The organism is Intrasporangium flavum (genome assembly GCF_001956915.1).
GTDB lineage: Bacteria > Actinomycetota > Actinomycetes > Actinomycetales > Dermatophilaceae > Monashia > Monashia flava.
The window spans coordinates 34,178-51,325 of the sequence record NZ_MLJO01000019.1 but is presented as its reverse complement, the minus strand read 5'-3'; the positions used below and the strand labels follow the sequence as shown (position 1 = coordinate 51,325).

Genomic DNA, 17,148 nt, shown 5'->3' with positions numbered 1-17,148 from the left:
GTGAGCACACCTGCCCGCCGACTCGTCACCTCGTACTGCTTCCCGCCGTACTCCGACACCGCGGCGATCGTCGCGGCCAAGCGCGTCCACGACCGCGGCGAGCCCGTCGACGTCGTGTGCAACGCGATGGACTCGATCCGCCACCAGGACGCCGGTCTCGTCCAGCTGACCGGCGGCCTGGTCCGCCGGTTCGCGGCCGTGCCGTCGAAGACCGCGTTCAGCTCGTGGGGCTCGATCGTCGACTATCAGCGGCTCGGCATCGAGACGTTCCAGCGCTGGGAGGCCCTGCAGGGCGAGTACGAGTCCGTCTACAGCAGAGCGCAGTTCGCGGCCTCGCACTTCCTGGCCGCCGAGGTCAAGCTGGCCCGGCCCGGGATCCACTGGGACGCTGAGTTCTCCGACCCGCTCTCGCACGACGTGCTCGGTGGTGTCCGGGCGGCCCCGGCCACCGACGACCGGGTCCTCGGCCGGCTGCGCGCCGCGGTCGAGGCTGCCGGGTTCCGGGCCCCCGAGGGGCTCAACGCCTTCGAGTGGTGCGAGGTCATCGCGTTCGCGCTCGCCGACGGCGTCATGTTCACCAATGAGCACCAGCGCGACTTCATGCTCGAGCACTGCCACGACCGGCGCCTTGCCGAGCGCGCCGCCCGGGTCGGCGTCGTGTCACCGCACCCGACGCCGGCGACGCGCTTCTACGAGAGCCGGCCCTCGGCGTACGAGCTCGACCCGAACCGCCGGCACGTCGGCTACTTCGGCAACTTCTACGCCAACCGTGGCGTCACCGGCGTCCTGGACGCCCTCGAGGTGGCGCCGCGTGCGGTGCGCGAGCGCGTCCTGCTCCATGTGTTCACCTCGAAGCCCGAGGAGCTGCACGACGTCGTCGTCGGCCGCGGGCTCGGCGACTGCGTCCGGGTCGGGCCGTTCGTCGGCTACCTCGAGTTCCTGTCCCTGGCCCGGCGCATGGACTGCCTCCTGGTCAACGACGCCGTGAGCCCGGCCGGGGCGCAGAACCCGTTCCTGCCGTCGAAGTGGAGCGACTACCGGGGCAGCGGCACGCCGGTCTGGGGCGTCGTCGAGGAGGGGAGCGCGCTCGATGCCCAGCCCCTCGACCACCGCTCGCCGATCGAGCACGCGAGCGCGGCCGTGCAGGTGCTCTCGCGGATCAGTCGTTCCTGAGGACGATCTCGCGCAACCGGGCGCCGGCGTCGTTGCCGCTGAAACGCTCTCGCGTCGCGGCCACGGTGTCGGCGCTCTCGTCCTCCCACGCGTCGCCGTCGGAGACGGCCAGGATCCGGGCCGCGGCCTCGGCCGGCGTCGAGACGACCCACTCGCTCGGGTAGAGCAGGCCGGCGCCGCCCTCGCGGGCGTACACGGGCCAGTCGCGCACCACGGGCACGGCACCGCTCGCGGCCATCTCGACGAGGCCGACGTGGAAGCCCTCGCGGCGGCTCGCGCTGACGGCCCAGCCGACGTCGCGCAGCCGCTCGGGCAGGCGCGAGGTGTAGCCGACGTAGTCGATGCCGTCGTGCAGGTCGGGGTCGGCGGCGAGGCGGGCGTGGAAGGCGTGGGCGAGCTCGCGCTCGACGGGGTTGCCGGCCCCCAGGTCGACGTCGGCGCCGATGAGGGCGAGGCGCCACTCGGGGTCGTGGCGCCGCAGCTCGGCCAGCACGTCGAGCGTCCACAGCGGGTCCTTGACCTGCTGGGCCCAGCCGACCATGCCGAGGCGCTTGCGGGCCGACGGGCGCTTGGGCAGGACGTACCGCTCGACGTCGACGGGGTTGGCGACGACGTGCTGGCGCACCCCGTCGAGGCGGCCCCCGAGGGCGCCCGCGGCGGCCCGGCGCAGGTGCTCGCTCGGGAAGATCGCGTCGGTGACGCGCGACCAGTCGGCCGTGTGCAGCCAGGCGCTCAAGGTGTCGACGCCGTGGAGGCGCACGACGACGCGGGTGCCCTCGGGCACGACGTCGGTGGCCCACGTCAGGCCCTTGTCGGCCCAGTCGACGAAGACGACGTCGGCGCCCAGCGCCTCGGCCGTCGCAGGGTCGAGCGCGGGCGCCCGGCCCGTGGCGGCGAGCAGCCGCGCCCGCACCGTGCGGGGGTCGATGCCGGTGTTGGTGAAGCGGGACTCGCGGGCGCCGAGGTCGAGCACCTCGACGTCGGCGGCCGGGGCGAGCTGCTCGACGACGGCCCTGGCGAACTTCGGGTAGGCGCCGGGCAGCACGGTGACGCGAGGCCGAGGCCGTGCGGCGGCCGGGGGCACCACGGCGTCGCGCCGTCGGGCGGGTGCGGCCAGCAGGCGCCCCGTGACGGTGTCGCGCAGCGGGGCGAGGAAGGTACCCGGGTCGTCGACGAGCGGCGTCGTCACCACGGCGGCGTGCAGGCGTCGGGTGAACAGGACGTCGAGGGCGACCGTGGCGAGGAAGGCGACCTCGTCGAGGGTGGCGTCGTCCGGGTCGCCGTCCTGGGCGGACAGGGCGGCGTCGGCCTCCTCGAGGGCGCCGCGGACGGCGGCGACGACGGGCTCGATGTCGCGCGAGCGCCCCGTCTGCACGTCGAGGAGCGCGCGCAGCGCCGGCACCCCGTGCCGGTCGAGCGCGTCCGCGCCGAAGACGGCGCCGAGGTCGTCGAGCACCTGCTGGGCCGCCTCGAGCCGGTTCGAGCGCAGCAGCCGGTAGCCGACCATGGCCCACAGGCGCGCGTCGAGCCCCGACCGCGTGCGCGCCGGGGCGCGGCGCAGGACCCGCGACGCGCCCCGGGCGGCGTGTGCGTCCTGCAGGTGCCCCCCGACGCGGCTCGCCGCGACCCGCATCACCGTGACGGCGAGGTCGTGGAGGTCCCCGGCCTCGGGTGCGGAACCGCCTGTGGCACAGGCTCGCAGGAGCGTCGAGCCACCGCGGTCGAGGACGACGACGCTCCCCGGCTCGGTCGCGAGGTCGATGGCGCGCTGGTCGACGCGTCGCCACGCAGGGGCCGTGACCCGGGGCGGCAGCACCTCGGGCACGACGCGTCGGCCGACGCGCAGGGCCTCCTCGGCGGCCCGGACGGCGACGCGACCCCGGCGCGACCGGGTGCCGGCGAGGCGCGCCTCGAGCCAGGCCGACGACGCGGGCAGCACCTCGACGCGGTGGGCGTCGGGAAGCCGGCGCAGCATCGGCTTGAGGCGCCCGCTGTAGTGCACGACCCGCACGCCGACCCCGTTGCGGGACAGAAACGACAGCATCCGGGCGTGCCCGTTGACCGCCCCCGCGCTGCCCGCGACGACGACGACCGAGCGCACGGCGTCGTCCGGCTCGCGGAACAGCGACCACGTGTCGTCGTGCGAGGTCGTCGTGCCGAGCCCGCGGACCCCGCGGATGCCGGCGGCGCGCAGGAGCCGGTCCGCGAGCGCGGAGGCGTCCGCGTCGCCCCAGACGTCGCGTCGCAGGTCGGCCAGCTCGGCATCGACCAGGGCGTCGGTCAGGGCCGAGCGGTCGGCGGGGTCGGCCTGGGTGCCGCCGGTGAGGGCCACGAGCGCCGCGACCCGGTCACGGACCACGTCGGCCGGTGACCGGGCGCCGTCGTCGGGGGAGACGAGGTAGGTGGCGCCGCGCAGCGCGGGCGCGGGGTCGACCGTCGTGAAGCGGTGCTCGAACCGGCTGAGCAGCGCCCCCGAGCGGACGGCATCGGCATGCTCGGCGAGGGCGTCGGCCCAGGGCACGTCGCGCAGCCAGGCGGTCGGCACGAGGAACCCGCCGCGGGCGCGGGCGAGCCCGACCGCCCGGTGGGGAGCCGTGGTCGGTCCCGCGTCGGGCGCCGGCTCGTGGCCGGCTCCCACCTGCTCGACGCGGGCCGCGGCGACCCGCTCGGTGGAGCGGGACGCGTGGAGGGCCTCGAGCAGGTCGGGGCCGGGGAGGTCGCGCCCGTCGACGAGCGTCGTCCACGTGCCCCGCGCGAGCTCGACGCCGACGTTGCGGGCGGCGGCGGAGGTGGAGGCGACCGCGTCGGCGAGGACGACCTCGTGACCGGCGAGCGGGCCTTCCAGCGTGCGCTTCAGCGCCTCGCGGGCCGCCTCGCCCGGGCCGTGCAGCACGACGACCACCTCGAACCGGTCGGCCGGCATCGTCTGCGCCGCGAGCGCCCGCAGGCATCGCTCGAGGGAGGCGCACGATCCGGGGGCGGACACGACGACGGTCAGGTCTCGCACCCGGCGAAGGTAGTGGCGCGGGTTGAATACGCTGGCCCTGGCCGGCGCCCCGGTGGTGAACGCGAGGTGAAGGCCGGGTACGACACGCACCGGACGAGTGGTCGGGAGGTGGCAGGTGCCGGAGGGCGACACCGTGTGGCGCACGGCGCAGCGGCTGCACGCCGCTCTCGCCGGACGCGTCATCGTCGAGGCCGACCTGCGCTGGCCGGAGATCTCGACGGCCGACCTCCGTGGCCGCTCGACGCTCGAGGTGGTCAGCCGTGGGAAGCACGTCCTGCACCGCATCGAGGGCGGCGTGACGCTGCACTCGCACCTGCGGATGGAGGGCCAGTGGCGCGTCGAGGCGACGCCGACGCTGGCCGAGCGGTGGCGCCGCAACCCGCAGCTGCGGGCCCTCGTGTCGGCGCCCGACTGGACGGCGCTCGGGCTGCGGCTCGGGATGCTCGACCTCGTGCCGACCGCCCGCGAGGGCGACCTCGTCGGCCACCTCGGGCCCGACGTCCTCGGCCCCGACTGGGACCGCGACCGCGCCGTCGGCAACGTCCTCGCGGCCCCCGTCCCGATCGGGGCGGCCCTGCTCGACCAGCGCAACCTCGCCGGCGTCGGGACCATGTGGTGCGCCGAGACGCTCTTCCTCGAGCGCGTCCAGCCGTGGGCGCTGCCGGCCGACCTCGGGCGCGAGGGCGTCGAGCGGGTCGTCGACCGGGCCCACCGGCTCATCGACCAGGGCCGCCACCACGCCGTGCAGTCGAGCACGGGCAGCCGACGCCTCGACGAGGCGCACTACGTCCACGCCCGGAGTGGGCGTCCGTGCCGGCGCTGCGGCACGACGGTCCGGGTGGCGCCGATCGGGGTGCCACCGCAGGAGCGCACGATGTTCTACTGCCCGACCTGCCAGGGCGGCCTGGGGCCCACCGACGACGGCCGCCGGCAGAACCCGCTCGGATCGAGCGGTGGGGCCCGGCGCTCACGGCGCTCGTACTGATGAGGGTTCCCGCCGTCGGTGCACGGTCCTAGGCTGCTGCGCGTCCCGTTCCGCACCGGAGCGACCTGCGAAGGAGCATGTGATGACCTCTCGGCTCAACCCCTACATCTCGTTCAAGGACACCGCCCGCGAGGCGATGGAGTTCTACAAGTCGGTCTTCGGCGGCGAGCTGACGCTCAGCACGTTCGGGGAGTACGGGCAGGAGGGCGAGGGCTCCGACGGCATCATGCACGCCCAGCTCGAGACCCCGTCCGGCTTCACCCTCATGGCCGCGGACACCCCGCCGCAGATGGAGTACCGCTCGGGCTCGAGCATCACGGTCAGCCTGAGCGGCGACGACGAGTCCGACCTCAAGGGCTGGTGGGACGGTCTCGCGGACGGGGGCAACGTCCAGATGCCGCTCGAGAAGCAGATGTGGGGCGACACCTTCGGCATGCTCACCGACAAGTACGGCGTCGACTGGATGGTCAACATCGCCGGCGCTGACAACGCCGGCGGCAGCCAGGGCTGAGCTCAGGCGTCGAGCCGGGCCAACTGGCGGTCGAGCTCCGCGGCGTCGACGAGGTCGGCGTGGGTGCCGGCCGTGCCGCACGCCCACGCACCGGCCACGGCGCCGGCGCGTGCGGCGTCGTGGACGCTGCCGCCCGCGAGCCACGTGCGCAGGTAGCCCGACACGTAGGCGTCGCCGGCGCCGTTCGAGTCGACGACGGTGCGCCCGGGAAGGTCGAGGGCGGGCATCGCGAAGCGGTCGCCGTCGCGGACGGTGACGCGGCTCCCGCGGGCGCCGTCCATGACGACGACGGTGTGCGCGCGACCGTGCTCGAGCACGTCGGCGACGACCTCGTCCTCCCGGCCACCGAGGGCCGAGCCGGACACGAAGACGACGTCGGCGGCCTCGGCGAAGGGGCGGTGGTGCGGGTTGCGGCCGTCCCAGTCGTGCAGGTCGGTCGAGGTGCTCAGCCCGCGCCCGGTGGCCTCGTGGAGCGCGTGCACCGTCCACGGCATGATCGACGCGTGCACGTGCCGGGCGCCCGGGCCGGCGTCGAGCGCGGCAAGGGCGTCGAGCCACAGCGACGCGTCGGGCACGAGGTCGTACGGGTGCCGCGGGTCGTAGAGCGAGAGGCGGCGACCGGTCGGGTCGACGAGGTTGACGGCCCGGCGGGTGCCGCTCGCGTGGACGACGGTGTCGAACGGGATGCCTTCTGCGGCAAGGCGACCGCGCACGAGGCGGCCCTCGTGGTCATCGCCCACGACGTCGACGATCCGCGTCGGCACGCCGAGCCGCTGCAGGCCCAGGGCGACCCCGGTGCCGGTGTGGCCGACGTGCGTGTCGATGGGCGGCACGACGTGCGAGTCGGCCACGGGGACCGGCAGCCCGGCGACGCGCACGATGGTGTCGACGCCGGTGCCGCCGACGACGAGGACGCCACCGGTCGACGCGTCGGTCACGGGACCTCCTGCGGCCGGCTGACCGGGATGCGGCGCACGTCGGGGGCGGCGAGCCGCTCCTCGTTGGCCTCGGAGTCGACGAGCTCCTTCTGCGACTCGAGCTCGGCCTCGACGCGGGCGAGGTAGGCGGCGACCTCGGCGTCGAGACGCTCGGCGTCCCAGCCGAGCACCGGGGCGACGATCTCGGCCACCGCGCGGGCGCAGTCGACGCCGCGGCTCGGGGTCTCGATCGAGATGCGGGTGCGCCGGGCCAGGAGGTCGTCGAGGTGCAGGGCGGCCTCGTGGGTGGCGGCGTAGAGCACCTCGACCTTGAGGTACTCCTCGGCGCCGGGCAGCGGCTCGTAGAGGCTGCGGTCGCCCTCGGCGAGGTCGAACAGCTCGTGGACGAGCGAGCCGTACCGCTCGAGCAGGTGGGTGACGCGCCACACCGGGAGGTCCTGGTGGCGGGCGAGCCGGTCGATCTGGTTGACGAGGGCGACGTAGCCCTCGGCGCCGGACAGCGGGATGAACTCGGTGACGCTCGGCGGAACGTCGCCGCCGACGTCCTCGGCCGCCGCGTCGACGGCGTCGGCCGCCATGACGCGGTAGGTCGTGTACTTGCCGCCGGCGATGGAGATGAGCCCCGGCTGCGGGCGGGCCACGGCGTGCTCGCGCGAGAGCTGGCTGGTGTCCTCGCTCTCGCCGGACAGCAGCGGGCGCAGGCCGGCGTAGACGCCCTGGATGTCCGCATGGGTCAGCGGCACCTTCAGGACGGCGTTGATGTGCTCGAGGATGTAGTCGATGTCGGCCTTGGTGGCGGCCGGGTGCGAGCGGTCGAGGTCCCAGTCGGTGTCGGTGGTGCCGACGATCCAGTGGGTGTTCCACGGGATGACGAAGAGCACCGACTTCTCGGTGCGCAGGATGAGGCCGGACTCGGAGTTGATCCGGTCGCGCGCGACGACGATGTGCACGCCCTTGCTCGCCCGCACGTGGAAGCGGCCGCGGCCACCGGCCATCGTCTGGATGTCGTCGGTCCACACGCCGGTGCAGTTGATGACGACGGACGCGCGGACCTCCGTGCGCTCGCCGGTCTCGACGTCCTCGACGACGGCCCCGACGACGCGCTCGCCGGCGCGAAGCAGGTCGACGACGCGGGCGCTCGAGACGACCGTGGCCCCGTAGGCGGCCGCGGTGCGCACCGTCGTCAGGGTGTGCCGGGCGTCGTCGGCCTGGGCGTCGTAGTAGAGCAGGCCGCCGGTGAGCGACTCCCGCTTGAGGGCCGGGGCCAGCTTGAGGGCCCCGGTGCGGGTCAGCTGCTTGTGCCGCGGCACCGAGCGCGCGCCGCCCATGGAGTCGTAGAGCGTCAGGCCGGCCGTGACGTACGGACGCTCCCACCCGCGGTTCGTCAGCGGGTAGAGGAAGGAGACCGGCTTGACGAGGTGCGGCGCGATGCGGCTCAGCATGAGCTCGCGCTCCTTGAGCGCCTCGCGGACGAGGTCGAAGTTCATCTGCTCGAGATAGCGCAGGCCGCCGTGGAACAGCTTCGAGGAGCGCGAGGACGTGCCGGAGCCGAAGTCGCGCTGCTCGACGAGGGCGGTGGACAGCCCGCGCGTCGCCGCGTCGAGGGCCGTGCCGGCACCGGTGACGCCACCACCGATGACGAGGACGTCGAACTGCTTGGCGGCCAGGCGCTTCCACGCCGCGGCGCGGTAGTCGGGGTCGAGGCGGACGGGGCTGGTCATCGCACCCCCTTCGAGTCGGACGGGCCCGCACCCACCCTAACCGTCACGCGCCGCGCCCGGCCGGGTCGTCCACCCTGCCCTCGAGTCGGGCAGCAGCGGCGGGTCCGCCACGTCGAACAACCGCAGGTCACCGGTGGCCACGACCGTTGCCGCGCCAGGTGTGCGTCACCCGGACAGTCTGGCGCTCTCGGTCAGTCGGGCTGCCGGGGCGTGCCCGCGACCTCGGTCGTCGTGACCGGCGCCGGGGCGTCGAGGTCGGACGGGGCCACGGTGGTCGGGGGCACCGCGGTGGGGTTCGTCGTGCCCTCGGCGTCGGTGCGCATCCCGGCGATCTCGGAGCGGAAGACGCGGATCGAGCGGCCCAGGCTGCGCGAGGCGTCCGGCAGCCGCTTCCAGCCGAAGAGGACCATCGCGGCGATGGCGATGATGAGCATCTCGGGCCATCCCAGATCGGCCATGGCGTCCTCCCCTCGACGGCGGCCGGGCACCGTGCCGCGGGCCGCTCAGCGGCAGGCTAGAACCGGAGTCTGGACGTGGCCTGTGGGCGGGCGAGGGAGTCGCTGTGACCCGTCAGGCGAAGGTCACGGGCAGCGCCAGGGCCGCCCGCAGCCGGTCGGCGTGCTCGGCGCGTTCGGACGCCGTGACCCAGCGGGGCTCCTCGTGACGCTGGTACAGCCGGTCGTCGGTGAAGCGCGGGAACACGTGGACGTGCAGGTGCCAGACGTCCTGGTTGCCGGCCGGCTCGTTGTGCTGCCGGGTCGAGGTCCCGTCGCAGCCGTAGGTGTCCCTCATCGCGACGGCGACGCGCTGGGTCAGGTCCCAGACCGCGTGGCCGTCCTCGGGCGAGATCGCGTAGAGGTTCTCGACGTGGGCGCGAGGCACCACGAGTACCGCACCCGGGTTGCCGGGCCACCACTTCGGCGCGACCCGCGCGAACGCACGGTCGGTGACGGCGACGACGTCGGAGGGCTGGTTGTGCTCGTTGACCTCGCCGCGTTGCAGCCGGCAGAACGGACACGAGTAGTCCGGGGGCTCGTGGGAGATGGCGCGCACGCCCGGGAGTCTGGCACGTGCGGGTGGCGTCTCACCCGCCCGACGATTCCTGTCAGCGTTCCCTGTCGGAGCCGGCTGTCAGAAGGGCGGCGGCTCCGGTGCCGGATTTGGATCTGGCTCCGGATCTGGCTCCGGATCTGGATCCGGGACTGGTTCGGGCGGCGGGTAGACCGGGACGGCCTCGGGTGGGTCGGCGCCCGGGTCGGTGAGGGCTTCGCGCCAGTTCCTGGGGTGGGTGACGTAGTCGCGCCCGGCCAAGGTGGTCCAGTGCACGGCGCCGCCGACGCCGACGGGGCCAGGGCCGCTCGGGCTGGTGTGGTCTGGGCCTTCGGGACGGTGGGCGGTCCAGGCTCGGGCGGTCTTGGGGTGGTGGCAGCCGCGGGACAGGGACTGCAGGTTGTCCACGTCGGTGGGGCCGGCGGGCCAGGGGGTGATGTGGTCGAGGTCGCAGCGCTCGGCGGGGACGGTGCAGCCGGGGGCGCGGCAGACGCCGTCGAGGGCGCGGACGTGCTCGACCATGGCCCGGGTCGGGGTGTAGCGGTCGGTGGAGAGCTGCAGGGCGGTGCCGGTGTCGAGGTCGACGGCCAGACGCTGCCAGGTCGACCCGGGCGCGGTCATGATCTGGCGGGCGTGGGCGGCGGTGACCCAGCCGTGCCCGGGCAGCTCGCACGCCGCGTCGGAGACCCCGGCGGCGACCTCGAACGGGACGACGATGCGCACCACCCCGGCGGGCGCGGTGGCGGTGGGGCCATCGGGCGTGGTGCCGAAGAGCGCGAGGTCGGTGAGCAGGTCGCTGCGCAGCTGGTCCAGAGTCCGCTCGTCGCCGGCGGCCCGGGCCGCGCGGGCCAGGGCCTCGACGCGGTCCAGCACGCCGACGACCCGTTCGGCCGAAGCGGTGACGGTGAGGACGCCCATCCCGTCCTCGACCAGGCGCCCGAACACGCCCCGGCGGCGCCTGGCAGTGATGTGGCGCTCGTCGGTGCCGCGATGGTCGGCGGCGGTCACACAGCGGCGCAGCCGGGCCCGGAACAGCCGCTGCGAGGCGACCGACCCGTCCGGCGCGGGTGCCAGCGCCACGGCCTCGAGGGCTGGCAGGGCGTCGTCCGGCAGGGCGCGGGCCTCGGCCACGACGGTCAGGGCCCGGTACAGGCTGACCCGACCGTGGCGCAGCGCTTCGAGCAGGACCCGGTGCCGCCGTGTCGCCAGGGCCAGCTCGAGCCGGCGGGACACCTCGGCCTCCCCGACCCCGGTGGCGCACGCGATCTCGGCCGCCACGACCCGGTCGGCACTCACGGGCACCGGCGCGGCGGTGGCCAGCCGCGCCAGCTGCTGCTCCTGGATCGTGTGCAGAGCCGCGTAGGCCTCCAGCAGCCGCGCCTCCAGTCGGGCCTTGGCCCACTCCAACCCCTCGACCTGGGCCAGCACCCGGTCACCGGCCGCATCGAGCCGCACATCACGGAACCCACCCGGAGCCGCCACGACGCTCGCCTCACGGCGCTCCCGGTCGGCCGCGAAGATGCGCCGGATGCGGGCGAGTCCACCGGGCGCGGGGGGAGAGGGCTGCGCGTCGAGATAGGGCATCGCCGCTCTCCTCTCACCAGGTGGTCTCCTACCTCAATTAGAACAGGTGTTCTGCATATCTGCTTAGGTGAAGTCCGGTACGTCGATGTGCGAGGGCTTGAGCAGGTCCTTGAGCGGGTGCGGGTCGGTGTCGACGGCCTGCTCGAGGAGGCGGTAGAAGAGCAGGCCGCGGGACTTGGCGTTGCGGCGGTTGAACCGGAAGGTGTACTCGTCCAGGTAGTAGGGCAGGTGCTGCTGCTCGACGCGGAAGTGCAGGGTGCCGATCAGCCATCGCTTGAGCAGCGAGGCGACCAGGTGCACGCCGGGCAGCACGCTGGCCTTGTCCGGGGCGCTGTAGCCGAGGGTGAACTCGTGGTGGTAGCCGAGGTCGGCGAGCCGGCGTAGGGAGCGGGCGCCGTCGGTGCGGATCGTGGACCCGGGTTCGATGACGGCGGTCGCGAAGTCGACCAGCGCGGTTGTGGCGGGACGGTCGGCGACCGCGAGCCGGACCCGGCCGAGGCGCCGGGTCTCGTTGTGTTCTATGGCGATCATGACCGCGACCTTGTCGCTGGCGCCGCCGAACCTGCCGGGTGTGACGCCGCCGACCAGGGTCTCGTCGAGCTCGACGATCCCGGACAGCTTGTCCCGTTCGGGCCGGACCATCGCGCGGCGCAGCTTGTGCATCCACGCCCAGGCGGTCTCATACGAACCGAAGCCCAGCACGCGTTGCAGCCCGAGCGCTGACATGCCGTTCTTCTGCGAGGTCACGAACCAGATCGCCGCGAACCAGGTCGACAGCGGCGTGCGCGTCCGGTCGAAGATCGTCCCGGCCGTGACCGACGTGCGCCGGCCGCACGAGCGGCACATCCACAACCCCGCGCCGGTCCGCCAGCACTCCCGCGCCTCGCACCTGGGGCAGACGAACCCGTCCGGCCACCGCAGTCCCGCGAGGTAGTCCAGGCACGACTGGTTGTCCGGGAACCACTCCAGCAGCTGCTGGTAGGTCGCCGGGTAGTCCACGCCCCGAACCGGATTCGCGGTCATCCACAGATGCTACTTCACCCAAGCAGATATGCAGAACAGGTGTTCGAATAAACATCAAGAGTGTGATCGGGCCTGTGGACACGGAAGTCCTTGTGTCGCAGGCCTGTCCACAGGCGCGATGGCAGAACCCGTCAGCACGGCATGCAGGCACGGTACGGTCGGGCTCATGCCGACCGAGCAGCGCAGCCACGTCGTCGCCATCGACCAGGGCACCACGAGCACCCGCGCCATGGTGTTCGACCGCGGGGGCCGTGTCGTGGCCGTCGACCAGCTGGAGCACGAGCAGGTCTTCCCGCGCGCCGGCTGGGTCGAGCACGACGCGTCGGAGATCTGGGCCAACACGCGTCAGGTCGTCGGCGGGGCGCTCGGCAAGGCCAACCTCAACGCCACGCACGTCGCCGCGGTGGGCATCACCAACCAGCGCGAGACGGCGGTCGTCTGGGACCGGGTCACCGGCGAGCCCGTCCACCACGCGATCGTCTGGCAGGACACCCGCACCCAGGCGATCTGCGACGAGCTCGCCGCGGCCGACGGCGCCGAGAGGTGGCGCGAGGTCACCGGCCTGCCGCTCGCCACCTACTTCGCCGGCCCCAAGGTGCGCTGGATCCTCGACCACGTCGAGGGCGCGCGCGAGCGGGCCGAGGCCGGCGAGCTGCTCGCCGGCACCATCGACACCTGGCTGCTGTGGAACCTCACGGGCGGCGCGACCGACGGTGGCATCCACGTCACCGACGTCACCAACGCGTCGCGCACGCTGCTCATGGACCTGCGCACGCTCGCCTGGGACGAGGACCTTTGTGCCGCAATGGGCGTCCCGCGCGCGATGCTCCCCGAGATCCGCTCGTCGTCGGAGGTCTACGGCACCTGCAAGCCGGGCATCCTCATCGACGTGCCCGTCGCCGGCATCCTCGGCGACCAGCAGGCTGCGACGTTCGGCCAGGCCTGCCTCGAGGTGGGCACGGCCAAGAACACGTACGGCACCGGCAACTTCATGCTGCTCAACACCGGCGAGGACATCGTCGCCTCCGAGAACGGCCTGCTGACGACCGTCTGCTACCGCCTCGGTGACGCCCCGCCCGTCTACGCCCTCGAGGGTTCCATCGCCGTCACCGGGTCGCTCGTGCAGTGGCTGCGCGACAACCTCGGGATCATCAAGGACGCCAAGGAGGTCGAGACGCTCGCCGCGAGCGTCGAGGACAACGGCGGGGCGTACTTCGTGCCCGCGTTCTCCGGCCTCTTCGCGCCGCACTGGCGCCCCGACGCGCGCGGCGCGCTCGTCGGGCTGACGCGCTACGTCAACAAGGGTCACATCGCGCGAGCGGCCTTGGAGGCCACGGCTTTCCAGACGCGTGAGGTGCTCGACGCGATGAACGCCGACTCGGGCGTGCCGCTCACCGAGCTCAAGGTCGACGGCGGCATGGTCGTCAACGACACTCTGATGCAGTTCCAGGCCGACCTGCTCGGCGTCGACGTCGTGCGGCCCGAGGTGGCCGAGACCACGGCGCTCGGCGCGGCCTACGCCGCGGGCCTGGCCGTCGGCTACTGGGAGTCGACCGACGAGATCCGCGAGAACTGGCGCGAGGGGCGGAGGTGGACGCCGCAGATGGACGACGCCGAGCGCGACCGCCTCTACCGCCAGTGGACCAAGGCCGTGCAGCGCACCCTCGACTGGGTCGACGACGACACCCGCTGACGCCGGCGCCGGCCGGGTCGCCCGAGTGGGCCGGGCGGGCCTCAGCCGCCCTCGAGGTGCAGGACCACCTTGCGCAGCAGCGTGTTGAGCGACCTCAGCTCGCCGGCGTCGAGTGCCGAGAAGGCGGCCTTCTCGCGAGCCAACCCAGCCTCGATCCCCTTCTCCCACAAGGCGCGTCCCGACGGGGTGGGGCGCACCAGGAGGCGGCGACGGTCCACCGGGTCGACCTCGCGCGTCACGTGCCCACGCTGGACGAGCCGCTCGATGCGGGAGGTCATCGCCGCGCGCGTGATGCCGCAGGCGTCGGCGAGCTGGGCCGGTGTCGCCTCCTCGGGGTAGGGCTGGATGAGCAGGGCGTGGAGGGTCCAGTAGTCCTCGATGGTGTCGTCGCTGTCGGCGTAGGCGGCGTGGTCGTCGGCGCGGATCCGCTTGGTGATGGCCTGCATCCGGGTGATGGCGCCCTCGACCTCCGGGTCCATCCCGTCGAGGAGGCCGGTCCACCGGGCGACGTGCCGGTCGACCGAGTCCTGCGCGTGCCGGGGTGCCTTCGCCATGGCGCCAGTGTCGCAGATCCGGGCGTCGGCGGGCACCGCCTGACAGTTCGTTGACAGATAGTCAGATGTTTAACTAATCTCGACCCATGTCCATCCGCGAGCTCACCTCCGTGCGCGACTTCCGCCTCCTCGTCACGGGCCAGGCCCTCTCCTGGGTCGGCGACGCGTTCCACCCGATCGCGCTGTCGGTGGCCATCGTCCTGGCCGGCGGGGGCGCCGCCGAGCTCGGCGTCATCGCCGCGTCGGCCATGGGGGCCCGGCTGCTCTGCACCCTGCTCGGCGGGGTGTGGGCCGACCGCCTCGCGCCGCACCGCATCATGGTCGTCGCCGACCTCGTGCGCGCCGCGAGCGCGGCCGCGACGGCGGTGGCCTTCCTGCTCGGCGACCCGCCGCTCGCCCTGCTCGCAAGCCTCGCGGCCGTCACCTCGGGCGCCGGGGCCTTCTTCTTCCCGGCCTTCGTGTCGCTGCGCCCGCTCGTCGTCGCGGCGGAGCGGCGCCAGGACGCCAACGCCGCCATCAGCTTCCTGCAGTCCGCGGCGCAGATCGCCGGCCCGCTGCTCGCGGGTCTCGTCGTGGCCCACGCCGGGTCGGTCGCCGGGTTCGCGACCAACGCGGCGACGTTCGTGTGGTCGGCCGTCAGCGTCGCCCTCGTGCGGGCCCGGGCCGGGCGGCGCACCGAGCGGACGTCGGTGCGCGCCGAGATCGTCGAGGGCCTGGCCGAGATCCGGCGTCACGACTGGCTCTGGACCGGCCTCGTCTCGGCGGGGATGTTCCACGTCGCCACGGGCGTGCTCGTCGTCCTCGTCGAGGTCACGGCGGTCCGCGACCTCGGCGGGGCGAAGGCGCTCGGCCTCGTCGTCGCGGCGCAGGGGGTCGGCGGCATCGTCGGCGGGCTGCTCGCGATGCGCCTGCAACCGCGCCGGATGCTCCTGTGGGCCTTCGTTGCGCTCGGGCTGTTCCCGCTCTTCCCGCTCGCCTTCGCGTGGCCAGGCAGCCTCGCGGGCATCCTCGTCTGCGGACTCGTGGCCAACGCCGGGCTCATGTTCTTCGCCGTGGGCTGGGACACCGCGCTCCAGGACGGCGTGCCCCACGACCGCCTCGCGCGGGTCGCGTCGTGGGACATCCTCATCTCGTTCAGCGCGATCCCGCTCGGCAACCTGCTCGTCGGCCCGATCAGCGACCGGTTCCCGACCGGTGCCGTCATGGCCGGGGTCGCCGTCTGGATGCTCGTCGCGGGCTGCTGGCCGGTGCTCGTGCGCGGTGTGCGGGACTTCGTCCGGGGCGGCGCCGCTCCCTCCGCCGCCCCGGCGCCCGGGGTGGGCGAGGCTCAGTCGAGCGCGGCGATCGCGGCGTCGTAGTCGGGTTCCTGGCCGATGCTCGGAACGACCTCGACGTGCGTGACGGTGCCCGACGCGTCGATGACGACGACGGTGCGCGCGAGCAGGCCGCGCATCCCGCCGTCGGCCATCGTCACGCCGTAGTCCTGCCCGAAGCTCGAGCGGAACGTCGAGGCCGTCACGACGTCCTCGATGCCCTCGGCGCCGCAGAACCGGCGCAGCGCGAACGGCAGGTCAGCCGAGACGCAGATGACGGTCGTGTTCTCCAGGCCCGCCGCGAGCTCGTTGAAGCGGCGGACGCTCGTCGCGCAGGTCTTCGTGTCGATGCTCGGGAAGATGTTGAGCACGACGCGGCGACCCTGCGGCAGCTCGACGTCGGCGAGGTCGGGGCCGGTCAGGGTGAAGGCGGGTGCCGGGCTGCCGACGGCGGGCAGGTCGCCGACGGTGTGGACGGGGGTGTCTCCGAGTGCGGTGGTGGCCATGCCGTGTTTCTAGCACTCGCGGCCGGGCGCGTAGGTTGTGGGCCATGAGTCCGACGCGTCCGCCCGAGCGCCCCACCGGGCGTGCGCCCGAGGTGCCCGCCGGCGGCGGCACCCGGTTCCTCATCAACTGCATCGGCATCATCGGGCTCGTCTTCGGGCTGCTGCCGATCGTGCGGTACGTCCTCGAGCTCGACCTCTTCGCGTTCGCGACCGCTCCCTACGACTGGTTGAAGCTCGAGGGCGCGATGCGCTACGTGCCGCCCGTCATGGTGCTCGTCGTGTGCGGCGTCGCCGCGTACCTGCTCGAGAAGCGTCTGGAGAGGCGTCTCGAGCAGGCCGGCTGACGACCGGGCAGCCCCCTCAGCGCACGACCTTGATGTTGAACGTGCCGGTGCCGAGCGCGCCCATGGTGCGCAGCCAGAGCGGCAGGAACATCTCGGTGCCGCGCGCGGTCTCGATGCCGCCGAGGTCGATGACGTCGTCGTGACCGAACGCGGTGAGCAGCTCGGTCACGGTGGCCTTGGCGGCGGCGTCGTCCCCCGACACGAAGACGGTCGTGCTCTCGCCGAGGAGCTTCGGCTCGACCATGAGTGCGGCGGTCAGGGTGTTGAGCGCCTTGACGACGCGGGCCTCGGGGAAGGCGCGCTGGAGCTGCTCGCCGAGCGAGTCGGTGTCCTTGACGAAGAGGCTGGGCGGGAAGCCGGCCGAGAAGTCGAGCGGGTTGGAGATGTCGAGCACGACCGTGCCCGCGAGGTGGTCGGCGCCGGCGGCCGTGAGCATGTCGAGGGCGGCGGAGCCGTTGCCGGCCAGCACGACGAGCTCGGCGCCCGCGGCCGCGTCGGCGAAGGTCGCCAGGGCGACGTCGGGGTGCTCGGCCTGCCAGGCCGAGAAGGGTGGGTTGCCCATGCCGTCGGGCTCGGTGCGGGCGAGGGTCTCCTGCGGGTCGCGGGTGCCGACGGCGACGGTGTGGCCGAGGCGCGAGAGCGCGCCGGCGAGGGCCTGGCCGACCATGCCGGTGCCGAGAACTGCGATGTCCATGAGGTGTCCTCCGGAGTGGGACGTACGTAGGTAGACAGGTCTGTCTAGGTGC

Annotated in this window: 16 protein-coding genes; 6 read left to right on the top strand and 10 right to left on the bottom strand. The window is 73.6% G+C overall.

The window, feature by feature from the left end:
* The gene (locus BIV28_RS14825) at positions 1-1,173 is read left to right on the top strand and encodes a glycosyltransferase family protein (RefSeq protein ID WP_076263113.1); all 1,173 of its coding nucleotides are present in this window, start codon (positions 1-3) and stop codon (positions 1,171-1,173) included.
* On the opposite strand, the gene BIV28_RS14820 is transcribed toward BIV28_RS14825, so the two are convergent.
* Entirely contained in the window at positions 1,160-4,180 is a 3,021-nt protein-coding gene (locus BIV28_RS14820) for a glycosyltransferase (RefSeq protein WP_076263093.1), read from the bottom strand. The two genes, BIV28_RS14825 and BIV28_RS14820, sit on opposite strands and share 14 nt — an antisense overlap.
* Positions 4,181-4,295: 115 nt before the next feature.
* On the opposite strand from BIV28_RS14820, the gene BIV28_RS14815 reads away from it, so the two are divergent.
* Both BIV28_RS14815 and BIV28_RS14810 read left to right on the top strand, forming a co-directional pair.
* Complete coding sequence (locus tag BIV28_RS14815; protein ID WP_076263091.1) at positions 4,296-5,165, top strand: DNA-formamidopyrimidine glycosylase family protein; 870 nt, start codon at positions 4,296-4,298, stop codon at positions 5,163-5,165.
* 82 nt (positions 5,166-5,247) lie between these two features.
* Positions 5,248-5,676 (top strand): VOC family protein, encoded by a 429-nt coding sequence (locus tag BIV28_RS14810; RefSeq protein WP_076263089.1) that lies wholly within the window; start codon positions 5,248-5,250, stop codon positions 5,674-5,676.
* Positions 5,677-5,678: 2 nt separating this feature from the next.
* On the opposite strand, the gene BIV28_RS14805 is transcribed toward BIV28_RS14810, so the two are convergent.
* The 6 genes from BIV28_RS14805 to BIV28_RS14780 form a co-directional block, all read right to left on the bottom strand.
* On the bottom strand, positions 5,679-6,614 hold the full coding sequence (locus tag BIV28_RS14805; protein WP_076263088.1) for a carbohydrate kinase family protein: 936 nt from the start codon (positions 6,612-6,614) through the stop codon (positions 5,679-5,681).
* On the bottom strand, positions 6,611-8,335 hold the full coding sequence (locus BIV28_RS14800) for a glycerol-3-phosphate dehydrogenase/oxidase (protein WP_076263086.1): 1,725 nt from the start codon (positions 8,333-8,335) through the stop codon (positions 6,611-6,613). The genes BIV28_RS14805 and BIV28_RS14800 overlap by 4 nt, the downstream gene beginning before the upstream one ends.
* A 191-nt stretch (positions 8,336-8,526) precedes the next feature.
* The gene (locus tag BIV28_RS14795) at positions 8,527-8,793 is read right to left on the bottom strand and encodes a twin-arginine translocase TatA/TatE family subunit (protein ID WP_076263085.1); all 267 of its coding nucleotides are present in this window, start codon (positions 8,791-8,793) and stop codon (positions 8,527-8,529) included.
* A 112-nt stretch (positions 8,794-8,905) separates the two neighbouring features.
* Positions 8,906-9,388: an HIT family protein gene (locus tag BIV28_RS14790; protein WP_076263083.1), complete on the bottom strand. Its 483-nt coding sequence runs from the start codon at positions 9,386-9,388 to the stop codon at positions 8,906-8,908.
* A 78-nt stretch (positions 9,389-9,466) separates the two neighbouring features.
* The gene (locus BIV28_RS20070; RefSeq protein ID WP_207556008.1) at positions 9,467-10,969 is read right to left on the bottom strand and encodes an HNH endonuclease signature motif containing protein; all 1,503 of its coding nucleotides are present in this window, start codon (positions 10,967-10,969) and stop codon (positions 9,467-9,469) included.
* A gap of 63 nt (positions 10,970-11,032) precedes the next feature.
* On the bottom strand, positions 11,033-11,992 hold the full coding sequence (locus BIV28_RS14780) for an IS1595 family transposase (protein ID WP_076263079.1): 960 nt from the start codon (positions 11,990-11,992) through the stop codon (positions 11,033-11,035).
* A 166-nt stretch (positions 11,993-12,158) separates the two neighbouring features.
* On the opposite strand from BIV28_RS14780, the gene glpK reads away from it, so the two are divergent.
* Complete coding sequence (gene glpK / locus BIV28_RS14775) at positions 12,159-13,685, top strand: glycerol kinase GlpK (RefSeq protein WP_076263078.1); 1,527 nt, start codon at positions 12,159-12,161, stop codon at positions 13,683-13,685.
* A gap of 41 nt (positions 13,686-13,726) precedes the next feature.
* Here glpK and BIV28_RS14770 read toward each other — a convergent pair whose 3' ends face one another.
* Positions 13,727-14,239 (bottom strand): MarR family winged helix-turn-helix transcriptional regulator, encoded by a 513-nt coding sequence (locus BIV28_RS14770; protein ID WP_076263112.1) that lies wholly within the window; start codon positions 14,237-14,239, stop codon positions 13,727-13,729.
* Positions 14,240-14,325: 86 nt separating this feature from the next.
* On the opposite strand from BIV28_RS14770, the gene BIV28_RS14765 reads away from it, so the two are divergent.
* Entirely contained in the window at positions 14,326-15,597 is a 1,272-nt protein-coding gene (locus BIV28_RS14765; RefSeq protein WP_076263076.1) for an MFS transporter, read from the top strand.
* Here the strand turns inward: BIV28_RS14765 and tpx are convergent.
* On the bottom strand, positions 15,567-16,058 hold the full coding sequence (gene tpx / locus BIV28_RS14760) for a thiol peroxidase (RefSeq protein WP_076263074.1): 492 nt from the start codon (positions 16,056-16,058) through the stop codon (positions 15,567-15,569). The two genes, BIV28_RS14765 and tpx, sit on opposite strands and share 31 nt — an antisense overlap.
* Before the next feature lie 44 nt (positions 16,059-16,102).
* Here tpx and BIV28_RS14755 point away from each other — a divergent pair, with 44 nt between their 5' ends.
* A complete protein-coding gene (locus BIV28_RS14755; RefSeq protein WP_242653066.1) occupies positions 16,103-16,402 on the top strand; it encodes a hypothetical protein in 300 nt (99 codons plus the stop codon).
* 16 nt (positions 16,403-16,418) lie between these two features.
* On the opposite strand, the gene BIV28_RS14750 is transcribed toward BIV28_RS14755, so the two are convergent.
* Positions 16,419-17,096: an NADPH-dependent F420 reductase gene (locus BIV28_RS14750; protein ID WP_076263072.1), complete on the bottom strand. Its 678-nt coding sequence runs from the start codon at positions 17,094-17,096 to the stop codon at positions 16,419-16,421.
* Positions 17,097-17,148 lie beyond the last annotated feature (52 nt).

Bases quoted from the DNA above. Each gene is read 5' to 3' on its own strand.
- BIV28_RS14810 (WP_076263089.1), top strand. From the start codon at position 5,248: ATGACCTCTCGGCTCAACCCCTACATCTCGTTCAAGGACACCGCCCGC.
- BIV28_RS14800 (WP_076263086.1), bottom strand. From the start codon at position 8,335: ATGACCAGCCCCGTCCGCCTCGACCCCGACTACCGCGCCGCGGCGTGG.
- BIV28_RS14795 (WP_076263085.1), bottom strand. From the start codon at position 8,793: ATGGCCGATCTGGGATGGCCCGAGATGCTCATCATCGCCATCGCCGCG.
- BIV28_RS20070 (WP_207556008.1), bottom strand. From the start codon at position 10,969: ATGCCCTATCTCGACGCGCAGCCCTCTCCCCCCGCGCCCGGTGGACTC.
- BIV28_RS14780 (WP_076263079.1), bottom strand. From the start codon at position 11,992: ATGACCGCGAATCCGGTTCGGGGCGTGGACTACCCGGCGACCTACCAG.
- glpK (WP_076263078.1), top strand. From the start codon at position 12,159: ATGCCGACCGAGCAGCGCAGCCACGTCGTCGCCATCGACCAGGGCACC.
- BIV28_RS14770 (WP_076263112.1), bottom strand. From the start codon at position 14,239: ATGGCGAAGGCACCCCGGCACGCGCAGGACTCGGTCGACCGGCACGTC.
- BIV28_RS14765 (WP_076263076.1), top strand. From the start codon at position 14,326: ATGTCCATCCGCGAGCTCACCTCCGTGCGCGACTTCCGCCTCCTCGTC.
- tpx (WP_076263074.1), bottom strand. From the start codon at position 16,058: ATGGCCACCACCGCACTCGGAGACACCCCCGTCCACACCGTCGGCGAC.
- BIV28_RS14755 (WP_242653066.1), top strand. From the start codon at position 16,103: ATGAGTCCGACGCGTCCGCCCGAGCGCCCCACCGGGCGTGCGCCCGAG.
- BIV28_RS14750 (WP_076263072.1), bottom strand. From the start codon at position 17,096: ATGGACATCGCAGTTCTCGGCACCGGCATGGTCGGCCAGGCCCTCGCC.